This is a genomic window from Castellaniella sp. (assembly GCF_004321985.1).
In the GTDB taxonomy this organism is placed as follows: Bacteria; Pseudomonadota; Gammaproteobacteria; order Burkholderiales; family Burkholderiaceae_B; genus Castellaniella.
This window is the reverse complement of sequence record NZ_SCQN01000046.1, coordinates 119,571-132,084: the sequence shown is the minus strand read 5'-3', so window position 1 is coordinate 132,084 and position 12,514 is coordinate 119,571. Positions and strand designations below refer to the sequence as shown.

Annotated in this window: 10 protein-coding genes; 4 read left to right on the top strand and 6 right to left on the bottom strand. The window is 63.6% G+C overall.

What is annotated here, in order from left to right; genetic code table 11:
* Positions 1-115 precede the first annotated feature (115 nt).
* The 4 genes from EPN31_RS11600 (at position 116) to EPN31_RS11585 (ending at position 6,603) form a co-directional block, all read left to right on the top strand.
* Positions 116-913, top strand: a complete 798-nt coding sequence (locus tag EPN31_RS11600) for a helix-turn-helix domain-containing protein (protein WP_291773297.1) — start codon at positions 116-118, stop codon at positions 911-913.
* 29 nt (positions 914-942) lie between these two features.
* Positions 943-2,016 (top strand): uroporphyrinogen decarboxylase, encoded by a 1,074-nt coding sequence (gene hemE, locus EPN31_RS11595; RefSeq protein ID WP_291773295.1) that lies wholly within the window; start codon positions 943-945, stop codon positions 2,014-2,016.
* 239 nt (positions 2,017-2,255) lie between these two features.
* Positions 2,256-4,454 carry a primosomal protein N' gene (locus EPN31_RS11590; protein ID WP_291773293.1) on the top strand — a complete coding sequence of 733 codons (2,199 nt, stop codon included), beginning with the start codon at positions 2,256-2,258 and terminating at the stop codon, positions 4,452-4,454.
* Positions 4,455-4,542: 88 nt separating this feature from the next.
* Entirely contained in the window at positions 4,543-6,603 is a 2,061-nt protein-coding gene (locus tag EPN31_RS11585) for a UvrD-helicase domain-containing protein (RefSeq protein ID WP_291773858.1), read from the top strand.
* Between the two features lie 58 nt (positions 6,604-6,661).
* Here the strand turns inward: EPN31_RS11585 and EPN31_RS11580 are convergent, their stop codons facing one another.
* From EPN31_RS11580 to EPN31_RS11555, 6 genes are all read right to left on the bottom strand, one after another.
* Positions 6,662-6,895 (bottom strand): hypothetical protein, encoded by a 234-nt coding sequence (locus EPN31_RS11580; RefSeq protein ID WP_291773291.1) that lies wholly within the window; start codon positions 6,893-6,895, stop codon positions 6,662-6,664.
* Between the two features lie 173 nt (positions 6,896-7,068).
* On the bottom strand, positions 7,069-8,241 hold the full coding sequence (locus tag EPN31_RS11575; RefSeq protein WP_291773289.1) for an alpha-hydroxy acid oxidase: 1,173 nt from the start codon (positions 8,239-8,241) through the stop codon (positions 7,069-7,071).
* Positions 8,238-9,332 (bottom strand): ABC transporter ATP-binding protein, encoded by a 1,095-nt coding sequence (locus EPN31_RS11570; protein WP_291773287.1) that lies wholly within the window; start codon positions 9,330-9,332, stop codon positions 8,238-8,240. The genes EPN31_RS11575 and EPN31_RS11570 overlap by 4 nt, the downstream gene beginning before the upstream one ends.
* Positions 9,333-9,401: 69 nt before the next feature.
* Complete coding sequence (locus EPN31_RS11565) at positions 9,402-10,244, bottom strand: carbohydrate ABC transporter permease (RefSeq protein WP_291773284.1); 843 nt, start codon at positions 10,242-10,244, stop codon at positions 9,402-9,404.
* A complete protein-coding gene (locus EPN31_RS11560) occupies positions 10,241-11,140 on the bottom strand; it encodes a carbohydrate ABC transporter permease (RefSeq protein ID WP_291773282.1) in 900 nt (299 codons plus the stop codon). Before EPN31_RS11560 ends, EPN31_RS11565 begins: the two co-directional genes overlap by 4 nt.
* Positions 11,133-12,497, bottom strand: coding sequence for an ABC transporter substrate-binding protein (locus EPN31_RS11555; RefSeq protein WP_291773280.1), 1,365 nt, complete (start codon positions 12,495-12,497; stop codon positions 11,133-11,135). Before EPN31_RS11555 ends, EPN31_RS11560 begins: the two co-directional genes overlap by 8 nt.
* Positions 12,498-12,514 lie beyond the last annotated feature (17 nt).

Here is a 12,514-nt window from a genome sequence, read left to right as displayed (position 1 = left end):
CAAAGGCGGGTGGTCCCTCGGAAAACCAGGGAAAACCCTGCCGTAGTTTTGCGACTACCGACGCTCCCTTGCTTTGCCTAATCTGGACGCTCCTGAAACGACCTGGGAGTCAGGCATGCGAGAACGACTGGATTGCGCCCTGCTGGCAGTGGATCAGCAGGACTGGGTGGGGGCAGTGGCCGGCTCCCGGATCGGCGGGCGGCTGGTGTTGCATGCTCTGCCGCCGGAAAGCACCTCGCCAACCGCCATGCTGGCGGATCCGGCCCTGCAGCGAGGGCGCTACGACGCCGGCTTGGTCTATGTGGACGAAGCGTCGCTCGGGCAGTGGCGGATGGCACTGTCGGCCCAGTCCATCCGCCAGCCCGCGATCCTCGTGATCTATGCCGTGGGCCTGCGGGCCCAGGCGATCCGCGACCTGCTGATGCTGGGCGCGACAGACTTCATGCAGCCGCCCTTTTGCGTGGAAGAACTGCGCGCCCGCATCGAGCACAACCTCCTGCGGCCACTGCCGGCTCACGTCGCAGAGACACCCCCCGACTACGGGACGCCCGCGCCCACGCACACCGGCATCCCGCTGCCAACAGACAAAGCCTTCGACACCGAGGCCAAAATCTGCGAATCCATTCTGGATCGTTCCGGGACCGAGCTGGAGGCCTATGCGGTGGCCCTGGCCACACAACGGGCCACTTCCCGCGCATCCTTCCGCACCGCAAAAGGCGAGGTGGTGGCGCGGTTCGAACGCGCCTATATCCGCGCTGCGCTGGGCCGGCACGGCGGCAACATCACCCTGGCAGCACAGATGGCGCAGAAACACCGAAGAGCCTTCTGGGCACTGATGCAGAAGCACGACATCGATCCAGGCCCCTATCGGACCTCGCCATCCGTCCCACCCCGCCCCAGCCGGTCCGGGTAAAATCGGGGCCTGCCACTAGGAACCTTGCCGTGCCTGAACTCAAAAACGACGTCTTCCTGCGCGCGCTGCTGCGCGAGCCGGTCCCGTACACACCCATCTGGATGATGCGCCAGGCTGGCCGGTATCTGCCGGAATACCGCCGCACCCGCGAACAGGCAGGCTCGTTCATGAATCTGGCGCAGACTCCGGAACTGGCCTGCGAAGTCACGCTGCAGCCACTGCGCCGATTCGGCCTGGACGCGGCCATCCTGTTCTCGGACATCCTGACGGTCCCGGACGCCATGGGGCTGGGCCTGCAATTCGTAGAGGGCGAGGGCCCACGCTTTGCTCGGCCGCTGCGCGACGAAACCGCGATTGCGGCGCTACAAATACCAGACTTGAACAGGCTGCGCTATGTGTTCGATGCGGTCTCCCTGATCCGACGGGAACTTGCGGGCGCAGTCCCGCTCATCGGCTTTTCTGGCAGCCCGTGGACGCTCGCCTGCTACATGGTAGAGGGCGCGGGCAGCACCGACTACCGCCAGATCAAGACGCTGATGTACCAGCGCCCCGACCTGCTGCACCGGCTGCTCGACACCAATGCACAGGCGGTGACGGCCTATCTGAACGCCCAGATTCAGGCGGGCGCGCAGGCAGTGATGGTCTTCGACAGCTGGGGCGGCGTCCTGGCCGACGGCCTGTTCCAACAATTTTCGCTCCGCCACACCCGCCAGGTGCTCGGCGGCCTGCTGCGGGAATATGATGGCCGCCGGGTGCCCGCCATCGTATTCACAAAAGGCGGCGGACAGTGGCTGGCGGACATGGCGCAGCTCGGCTGTGATGCCCTTGGGCTGGACTGGACCGTCAACCTGGCGGCAGCCCGCCATGTGACGAGCGACCATGTGGCACTGCAAGGTAATCTGGACCCAATGGCCCTGTTCGGCGGGGACGCCGCGATCCGTGCGGAAGCGCGCCGCATCCTGGCTGACTTCGGCCAGGTCGGGTCGGGCAGCGGGCACGTGTTCAACCTGGGCCACGGCATTTCCCAGTTCACCACGATCGACGCCGTCACGTCGCTGGTGGACGAGGTCCACACCGCGAGCCGCGCCTATCACGCCGCCTGAGGCCAGCACGACAGTGCTCTCCGACTTATGTGCTTATGCACAATTTTTGACAGATCAGGGTTTACCTTAATAAATCCAGAATCACTATTGGATGTTTTTATAACCATCTGTTTTCAATGAAGAATTTTGCGTTTTCCACTATCCATCAATAGACTTGACGATTCAGTCGAGTTAAGGCAGTAGCGATTGTTCCCTCATTTTCCACAAAGTTATCCACAGGCTGTTGAGGAGTACTTCGCATGACGGCCTACCTGGCGGTTGCGCTGGACGTACCGCTGCCAGGCCTGTTCGATTACAGCCACGACACGCCGCTGGCGCGCGGCGTGCGTGTGCAGGTCATGTTCGGCCGCCGGGCCATGATCGGCATGGTTTGGGAGACCCGCAGCCAGCCTGAAGTCGCACCGGACCGGGTCAAGCCCATCACGGCAGCACTGGACGATCTGCCGCCACTACCGGGCGACTGGCTGCGCCTCGCAGAGTTCGCCGCCCGCTATTACCACCGACCACTCGGCGAAGTCCTCCTGCCGGTGCTGCCCCCTCCCCTGCGCAAGCCCTCGGCCTATTCCGGCACGCGCGCCGCCGGCGGACCCGTGCTTCGAGCGGACCGCGCCGACCAGCGGCACCAACGGACACGCGCTACCCAACTCCACAAGACACCCGCTACATCGGCCGCTCAGAGCGCGGACATCCCCACTCCCGGCCCCCACCGGCCCCCGCCACCGGCCAATGCGGCCGTCCCGATCCTGACCGGCAGCCAGGAACAGGCCCTGAATGAGCTGCAGTCGCTGCTCCGGGACGGAAAGGGCGTGGCGCTGCTGCACGGCATCACTGGCAGCGGCAAGACGGAACTGTATCTGCGCCTGGCGCAGCAAGTGCTGAACCAGGGTCGTCAGGTACTGATGCTGGTCCCGGAAATCAACCTCACGCCCCAGCTCGAACGTGTGGTCCGCGATCGGCTGCAGCATGGTGCACCGCACACAAACACCCACTCCGAAGATCACCTGCCTGACGAAGCCTCCTCCACCGCTCGGGTGCCAGCCTCCGACCCACTGGCCGTCATTCACAGCCGCCTGTCCGAAGGCGAACGGCTGCGCGCCTGGCTGCGCGTCGCGCGTGGTCAAGCAGACATCCTGCTGGGAACACGGCTCGCGCTGTTCACCCCCATGCCGCGCCTGGGACTCATCGTGGTGGACGAGGAACACGACGCCTCCTACAAACAACAGGAAGGCCTGCGATACTCGGCGCGTGACCTCGCCATCTGGCGAGGTCACGATCTCGGCATCCCCGTCGTCCTGGGATCGGCCACACCCTCACTGGAAAGCTGGCGACACGCCCAGCGCGGCGACTACCGTTACCTGTCTCTGCCAGAACGCGCGCAGGCACAGCCACTCCCGGCGATTCATCTCGTCGACACCCGCAGGGCCAGGCTGGAACAGGGCTTCAGCCCCCAACTGCTGCAGGCGCTGGAGTCGCGCCTGGCGCTAGGCGAGCAAAGCCTCATTTTCCTGAACCGGAGGGGCTACGCGCCGGTGCTGCGCTGCCCGTCCTGCGGATGGGTGAGCCAGTGTCGGCGTTGCACGGCGCACACCGTGCTGCATCGCCACGACGGGGGGCGCCGCACGCTACAGTGCCACCATTGCGGCGACGCTCAACCCGTCCCGCGCGCCTGTCCGGCGTGCGGTGACCCGGACATACAGCCCATGGGGCGAGGGACGCAGCGCATCGAGGAGTTCCTGGCCGAACGCTATCCCGATGCACGAGTGCTGCGCATCGATGCCGACGCCACGCGCCGAAAGGGCAGCGCACAGATCCTGTTCAACCAAGTCCACACGGGCCAGGCCGATATCCTGGTCGGCACGCAGATGGTATCCAAGGGACACGATTTTGCACGCCTTGGCCTGGTCGGGGTACTGAATGCGGACGCCATGCTGTTTGCCCAGGATTTCCGCGCCCCCGAGCGGCTATTCGCACAACTGATGCAAGTGGCTGGCCGCGCTGGGCGCCGCGCGGGCGGTGCGCAGGTTCTGGTGCAGACGGACTATCCGGACCAGACCGTCTACCGGGCACTGCTGACCCATGACTACGCGCATTTCGCCCAGCAGACCCTCGCCGAACGCCAGGAGCTGGGCCTGCCGCCGTTCTCCGCGCAAGCTCTGCTCACGGCACAAGCGGCCCAGGTCCGGACAGCGCTCGATTTCTTGCAGGCCGTCCGCGCCCGCGCGCTCGAACTCCCCGACAGCAACACCGTGCGCCTGTACGACGCGGTACCTCTGCGCATCGTCCGCGTGGCGCGTATCGAACGGGCGCAGCTGTTGATGGAATCCGACAGCCGCCCGGCACTGCACGGCCTGCTGCACGCACTGCTGCCACAGATCGACACGCTGGCTGAGGGCCGCGCGCTGCGCTGGGGGGTCGAAATCGACCCCCAGGAGATCTGAAGTGGTGCAGATTCCACCCTACCCCACACCCTCCGGGCAAGACACGGGCGCCCACCATGGCGCACGCCGCACGACACCACTACACTCCGTGTTGCCGGCCGGCGCCACCGTGGACCCGAACCTCAATCCGCGCCAGCGCGAGGCCGTGCTGTATCTGGACGGCCCCTGTCTGGTGCTGGCTGGCGCAGGCAGCGGCAAGACCCGCGTGATCACGCAGAAGATCGCGTATCTGCTGCGTGAGTGCAGCTACCCGGCCCGGCAGGTGGTGGCGCTCACGTTCACCAACAAGGCAGCGCGCGAAATGAACGAACGCGTGCGGGCGCTGGTCAATCCGCAATGGCTGCGCGGACTGACGGTAGGCACCTTCCATTCACTGGGCCTGCGATTCCTTCGAGAGGAATACGCATCAGCCGGTCTGAAGCGAGGCTTCTCGATCCTGGATGCCCACGACGCGCAGGCGCTGGTGCAGGAACTCCTGGCCACCACGGACCGCGCGCGCCTGCGGGCCGTCCAGCAGACCATCTCTCTCTGGAAGAACGCCCTTCTGGACCCGGACGGAGCCGCCCACGCAGCACGCGATGCCAACGAGGCTGAAGCGGCCCGCACCTACCGCAGCTACCAAGCCACCCTGATGGCCTACCAATCCGTGGACTTCGACGATCTGATCCGGCTGCCGGCCCAGATGTTGGCCGCCGACGCACCGCTGCGCGCGCGCTGGCAGTCCCGTGTCCAGTACCTGCTAGTGGACGAGTATCAGGACACCAACGTCTGCCAATACCAGATAGTGCGCCTGCTGTGCGGCGACCGGGCCATGTTCACCGCCGTGGGCGACGACGACCAGGCAATCTATGCCTGGCGCGGAGCCACATCCGAGAACCTGGCGCAGCTGGGCCGCGACTACCCGCAACTGCGCCTGATCAAGCTGGAGCAGAACTACCGCTCGGTCCAGCGCATTCTGCAGGCCGCCAACGAGGTCATCTCCCATAACCCCAAGGCCTTCGAGAAGACGCTCTGGTCCGATCTGGGGCTGGGAGACCCCATCCGGGTCACCCCAATGGACTCGGATCTGGCCGAGGCAGAGTCTATCGCCATGCGGCTGTCGGCCTCGCGCTTCGAGCGCCAGGCACAGTGGAAGGATTTCGCCGTGCTCTATCGCGGCAACCATCAATCGCGCGTCATGGAACAGGCGCTGCGAAACCTGCGGATCCCCTACACCGTATCAGGTGGCCAAAGCTTTTTCGACAAGGCCGAAGTCCGCGACATGCTGTCCTGGCTGCGGCTGATCGCCAACGAGGACGAGGATCCCGCGTTCATCCGCGCTGCCACCACGCCGCGACGCGGGATCGGTCAGGGCACCCTTCAAGCCCTGGGCACCGAAGCGGCGCATCGGGGCGTGTCTCTATTCACGGTGGCTGTAGAAGTCACGGAGGCCATCCTGCCGGCCGCGCGCCAACGCCAGGCGGTGCAGGACTTCGTCAAACTCATTCAGAATTTCCAAGCCCGGGCCACGAACCGCGAAACACCTGCCGGCATAGCCGGAGAGCCCGGCGACGGCGCTGGCCGCATTCTGGACGACCTGCTCACTGCGGTCAACTACGAGCGGCACCTGTACGACCTGTTCGATGACCGTCAGGCGCAGTCCCGCTGGACCAACGTACTGGACCTCACGGACTGGCTCAAGCGGAAGGCCGCCGAAGACGACATGACCCTGCTCGAACTCGTGCAGCACGTCGCGCTGGTCACCATGCTGGACCGATCAGAGGACGACGAGCCGGACGCCGTCAAGCTTTCGACGCTGCACGCCTCCAAGGGGCTGGAATTCCCTTATGTCTACCTGATCGGTGTGGAAGAGGGGCTGCTGCCACACCGGGGCGGGACGGACGAAGGCGACGACAGCGAGGCGGGAGCCGCGGCCCAAGTGCGCCGCATCGAGGAGGAACGGCGCCTCATGTACGTCGGCATCACCCGCGCTCAGCGGACCTTGCAGGTCAGCTGGTGCCGCAAACGGCGGCGCGGACGCGACGACGTCGCCTGCGAGCCGTCGCGCTTCATTGACGAGATGGGGCTGCAGGCTGAGGCAGCGCCGCCAGCGGGCGACATGGAGCCCGACCGGACGCTGGGACTGCTGAAGGCACTACTCAAGAAATGAAAAACCCGGCCCATGCCTCGCTGCGAGGCATGGGCCGGGTCATGTCATCGATCGGAAATTACCAGGGCGTACGGCTGTAACGCTGATCACGCGAGCGCGCTTCAGCCTGTGCGTTGATGACGTCGGCCATGAAATGCCCGGTCGCCAATGCCGCGCGGCGCAGGCCGCGACCCACGACCTTGATGCCATACCCCACCGACAGCGGGTGCGAAGCATTCAGGATGGTATGGCTGTAGGCGCGCTCCAGCGCATCGGACAGCAGCATCGAGTTTTGAGCGTGGGTGTAGATCATGGCTGACTCCTGTTTCAGAAGCATCGTAAATTCGATATCTGAATTATAGGGTTTACCCTAGGTTAAAGATAGGGGTTTACCCTAATTCAGAGACCAGCCAGTCTTTCGTCAGAGAAGTGTGGTGGAAACAGCCACTACCGCCCTGCGCTCGCCCCCCGCGCCGAAGGGACGTCTCAGACCCTTCGGAGCAAGCTGCCGTCGAGTTCCTTCAGGCTGCTGCAACCCAGTAAGCCCAACGTCCGATGAAGATCCGTCTGCAGCAGGTCAAGCACATGGTTGACCCCTGGTTCCCCGCCAGCGCCGAGTCCGAAGAGGGTGGCACGCCCCAGCAGCACGGCGTCGGCTCCCAGAATGATGGCTTTCAGGATGTCGGTGCCACGCCGGAAGCCGCTGTCCAGCATCACCGTCATGTTGGCGCCCACAGCCTGGCGCACTTCGGGCAGGATCTCCATGGGAGACACCGCATGGTCCAGCTGCCGCCCCCCGTGATTGGAGAGCACGACGCCATCCACCCCAAGCTCCCGGGCTTGCCGAGCCTCTTCGACGGACAGGATGCCCTTCAAGATGAGCTTGCCCTTCCATTCGTCGCGCAGCCACTGGATGTCCTGCCAGTTCAGCGACGGCATGTGCTGCTTGCCGATCTCGGCGGCAGCACCCTGCGGCGAAATGCCGCCCGGAGGCAACAGGTCGCCCAGATTCTTGAAGGTCGGCAGACCATCGGGAACCAGCACGTCCAGCATCCAGCGCGGCCGGCAGACCACGTTCAGCTTGTTGCGCCAGTTCAGCACGAGCGGTGCCGAGTAATTGCGCGAATCCCACTCGCGATTGCCATAAATGGCGCTATCGGTGGTCACCGCGATGGTGTCGTAGCCTGCCGCGGCACAGCGCGCGACCAGTTCCCGGACAAACTTCCGGTCCCGGAAAAAGTAAACCTGCATCCATGGCCAGCCGCCCGGCACGCGCGCGATGTCTTCCATGGACACGGTGGACACCGTGCTCAGCGCAAAAGGGATGCCATGCGCAGCGGCGGCCCGGGCGAGCTTCAGGTCGCCGTCCTTGGTCACCATGCCATTGAAGCCCGTGGGCCCGATGACCACGGGCATGCCGATTCTGCGGCCAAAGAGCTGTGTACTGATGTCCCGGACGCTGACGTCCGTCAACGTGCGCGGCGTGAAACGGTAGCGGTCGAAGACCGCCCGGTTGTTGGCCAGGCTGGCTTCGTCATCTGACCCGCCATCGATGTACTCAAACACGAAATTCGGTACCCGCCGACGTGCAATCCCGGCAAGCTCGGCAATGTTGCGCGCCTCACGATAGCTGCGCCAGGGAAGCAAACGTCTCTTCATTGGGGATCCAGCAGACTGACTTCACTTTCAATGTCAAATAAATGCAGGCGGACCGTATCCACCCGCAGCTTCAGTACTTCGCCGACACGCACCGGGCTGTCACGGTCGATCTGAGCAATGACGACGGTGCCGTCCACATTGACCTGGACCTCGATCACGGAGCCCAGCGGCTCGATCAGCTCCACCGTCCCGGTCACTACACCCGTGCTGGCGTCCGGCGGCGCAACGAACAAGTGCTCGGGCCGAATGCCGGCCCAGACGTCGCGATCCCGGCGCGTCTGAAGCGACGCCTGAAAACGGTCCGGAATGTCCAGATCGCCAAAGGCTGCGTGCAGCTTTTCACCGGCCGCATCCACGCGCATCCTGAGGAAATTCATGGCCGGATTGCCGATGAAGCCGGCCACGAAGCGGTTGGCCGGACGGTCATACAACCCCAGCGGGGTGCTGGTCTGCTGGATCCAGCCATCGCGCATCACGACGATCCGCTGGCCCATGGTCATGGCTTCGACCTGGTCATGCGTGACATAGAAGGCCGTCACACCCAGGCGCTGGTGCAGCTTGAGGATCTCTGCCCGCATGCCGGCACGCAGCTTGGCGTCCAGGTTGGAGAGCGGCTCGTCCATCAGGAACACCTGAGGCTCGCGCACGATGGCCCTCCCCAGCGCAACACGCTGGCGCTGCCCCCCAGAGAGTTCACGCGGCTTGCGCTCCAGCAGCGCCTCGATCCCGAGGATGCTCGCTGCTTCGTGCACGCGCCGGTCGATCTCTGGTTTGGGCGTGTTGCGCATCTTCAGGCCGAAGGCCATGTTGCCGAACACATCCATGTGCGGATAGAGCGCATAGCTCTGGAACACCATGGCAATGTCGCGGTCCTTGGAGGCCACATTCTGGACTTCCTGTCCGCCGATCAGGATCCGGCCACCCGACACGTCCTCCAGGCCGGCCAGCATGCGCAAAGTCGTGGACTTGCCGCAACCCGACGGGCCCACCAGCACGACAAACTCACCATCCTTCGTTTCCAGGTCGAACTGATGCACGGCAACCGAGTTGCCATAGCTCTTCGTCACACGTTCCAGGCTGACTATCGCCACAGGGGGCTCCTTACTGTTCAATCCCGCTGGTCATGCCCGTGACACGCCGGCGATGGGGTCCGCACGAAATCATCCCTTGACGCCCCCCACCGTCAGGCCTTCGGCCATGTACTTTCGGAACAGGTAATAAATGACGATGGGCGGCAATGAATACACCACCGATGCCGCCATGAGCAGATCCCAGGGCGCCTGATCACTGTTGAGGAAAAAGCCCAGCGCAACCGGGACGGTGACCGTGGTCTCCGACGACAACAGCAGGAATGCAAAGAGATATTCGTTCCAGGCCAGCAGCAGGGCATACGTCCCCACCGCCACCAGCGCGGGCGCCATGAGCGGCAGATACACCCGCAGGAAGATCTGGCCCAGGCTCGCGCCATCGATCTTGGCCGCCTCGTCGAGCTCGCGCGGAATGCTGTTGGAATACTGCAGGAAGACAAAGATCGCATAAGGCGTGGCGAAGGTGACTTCCACCAGGATGACTGCCCAAGGCGTATCTGCCAACCCGTAGTTGTGCATCACCCGATAGAACGGGATCGCCAGGAACGACATCGGGATCACGTAGGTGAACAGGGCCGCGGAAGACAGAAAGGCGCTGCCACGCACACGGATCCGCCCGATCGTGAAGCTGGTCATGGTGCCAATCGCCAGTACTGCCGCCGCCGTGATGACGCCAATGAACAGGCTGTTCCACATCTGCCGCCAGAAGTGCTCCAGGTAGAAGTGGTTCTGCGTGAAGACCTTGATGAAGCCGTCCAGCGTCGGTTGATGCGGCCACAGATCAGAGGAAAAGACGGCACTGCCCGGCGTGAGGGCCACGGCCACCATGGTGTAGATGGGCATCAGCGTCCACACGAACACGATGACGCCGATCAACCACAGAAGAACATTCTTCTTTCGCGAACGCACGTTCATCCCGACACCTGATCACGACGGAACTGCCGCATGAGCAGCACCATGATGGGGATGACCAGCGGCAGCGCCGTGATCACCACGGCAACCCCGAGTGACGGATCACCAATCTCGAAAGCGTCACGGATGCCCAGAGTGGCCAGCACATGGGTCGACAGCACCGGCCCACCACCACTGACGAAGTGGACCGTGTTGTAGTCCCCCAGGGTCCAGAGAGTGGACAGCAGCGTGCAGGTCACATACAACTTCCACATCATGGGAATGGTGATATGGACGAACGCCTTCACGCCAGTCGCGCCATCCACTGACGCCGCCTCGTAGAGGTCGCGCGGGATGGCCATACGCCCGGCCAGGAAAATCAGTGTCCAGAACGGCAGCCACTTCCAGATATAGGCTACGACGACTGACCCCATGGCCAGATCCGGCCGTGCCAGCCAGGGCGGGCCCATGATGCCGAAAACGTTCCACAGGAAGTTGTTGATGAGCCCCCACTGCGCGTCCAGCATCCAGTGAATGGAGATGAATTCGGGAATCGCGGGTACCGCCCAAGGCAAGATGAACACCAGAAACAGCGCGCGCATCCACGGCCGCCCCACGATGAAGAACTCCGCCAGCAGCAACGACAGGATCATTTTCAGGTTGACCCCGACGATGAGCAGCAACAGAGTGTTCAACACCGTACGGACGTAAATCGGATCGCTGAACAGCGTGCGATAGCTGGCCGGATCGCTTCCCATCCACAGGCCATAACAGACGGGATAGATCACGAACAACAGAAACACGACGACATAAGGAGCCGCAAAGACTGCGCTCCAGAACAGTTCGTGCGAACCACTGCGGCCGGGCACCCCTGCATGCACAGAGGCGCCGGCCGCAACCGGCGAAGCACTGCTACTCATGAACCTGGTATTTGGAGAAGATCTGCTTGATCTGCGCGATGGCCTGGTCCACGGCGGCATCCGGCTTCATCCCATTGACCAGCACCTGGCCAACCGCACGGCCCCATACTTCTTGTGAGTTGACGAAGGCGTAGGCCGGATTGAGGGCCTGGGGCCAAGGCTCGGTCGGTTCCATGACTTCCTGCTTGGTGGCTACCGGCAGGTGCGGATCGCTCGGGTTGGTCCAGAACGGGTCAGCCTTGATGATGCTGGGCATCACCGGCAGCCAGCGGCCCTGAGAGGCGCGCAGGTAGGCGCCAAGTTCCTTGGGCTGGATCAGGAAGGTCAGGAAATTCTTGGCCAGGTCCACGTGCTTGGCTCCGCCCGGGACGATGGCGGACTTGACCGCCACCAGGCTGGGAGTGAGCTTGCCATCCAGCCCCGCAGGCGGCTGCAGTGTGATCATGTCGTGATAAGTCTTGGAGTCCCCCTGTTTGCCGGCCGGAATCGACAGGCTGGGGTTGAATGTCATGACGACCTGATGCGAGTAGAAGGCCGCATTGTTGTCCGCATCGCCCCAGTTGATGGCACCGGGCGGAACGTAGCCCTTCTTGTAGATGTCGGCCAGGAACGTGATCAGCTTGATGGCCGCCTCGCGGACCTTGGGGTCGTCGACCTTCAGCTTACCTTGTTCGTCAACCACGCGCGCGCCATAGGACAGCAGCAACTGGTTGAACAGGTAGTAGTTGTCGGTCCCCGTGGCGGAAACCGTCAGGCCCATGGAATAGACGCGTTCACGCTTCGCGCGCAGCGTGTCCTGGACCTGCTCCCAGAACTTCCAGTACTGATCCCATTGCTGCGGGATGTCCTTTTCGGTCTTCCCCGCCTTTTCCAGCATGGACTTCCAGACGAAGACGTGCATGGCCTGCTGCTTGATCGGTACCGCGTAGTAGCTGCGCTTGCTGGTCTTGCTGTCGTACAGGTGCGCCGTCAGCAGCGCCGTCTTGGTGTACAGGTCCTTGGCTGGCTCCACCACGCTGGAGAGATCCGTCAGTTGCCCATCCCAGGCCAGCTGGGGGATCTGAGCAAAATCCCCGACGTCCTCATAGGCCACGTCCGGAACGTTGCCGGCATTGACGGCGGCAATCAGCTTGGTGGGAAGGTCCTCAGTGCTGTAGAAAGTGAGCTGAACCTTGTTGCCGGTCTTCTGTTCCCACTTTTTGACGGTGTCCTTGATGGCAGCGTCTTCCTCGGGGTAGTAGCCCTTGTTCCACCAGACGGTGAGCGTGTCCGCCTGAGACGCAACGGGGGCCAGCAGGGCCGCGCACAGAGCAGGGAGCAGCAGTTTGCGCAATGCAAAGCCAACGGATGTCTTCATAAAGTCTCCTGGTTGTG

What these genes read in the sequence shown, in the direction of transcription:
- EPN31_RS11600 (WP_291773297.1), top strand. Translation starts at nt 116, where the DNA reads ATGCGAGAACGACTGGATTGCGCCCTGCTGGCAGTGGATCAGCAGGAC.
- EPN31_RS11590 (WP_291773293.1), top strand. Translation starts at nt 2,256, where the DNA reads ATGACGGCCTACCTGGCGGTTGCGCTGGACGTACCGCTGCCAGGCCTG.
- EPN31_RS11580 (WP_291773291.1), bottom strand. Translation starts at nt 6,895, where the DNA reads ATGATCTACACCCACGCTCAAAACTCGATGCTGCTGTCCGATGCGCTG.
- EPN31_RS11575 (WP_291773289.1), bottom strand. Translation starts at nt 8,241, where the DNA reads ATGAAGAGACGTTTGCTTCCCTGGCGCAGCTATCGTGAGGCGCGCAAC.
- EPN31_RS11565 (WP_291773284.1), bottom strand. Translation starts at nt 10,244, where the DNA reads ATGAACGTGCGTTCGCGAAAGAAGAATGTTCTTCTGTGGTTGATCGGC.
- EPN31_RS11560 (WP_291773282.1), bottom strand. Translation starts at nt 11,140, where the DNA reads ATGAGTAGCAGTGCTTCGCCGGTTGCGGCCGGCGCCTCTGTGCATGCA.
- EPN31_RS11555 (WP_291773280.1), bottom strand. Translation starts at nt 12,497, where the DNA reads ATGAAGACATCCGTTGGCTTTGCATTGCGCAAACTGCTGCTCCCTGCT.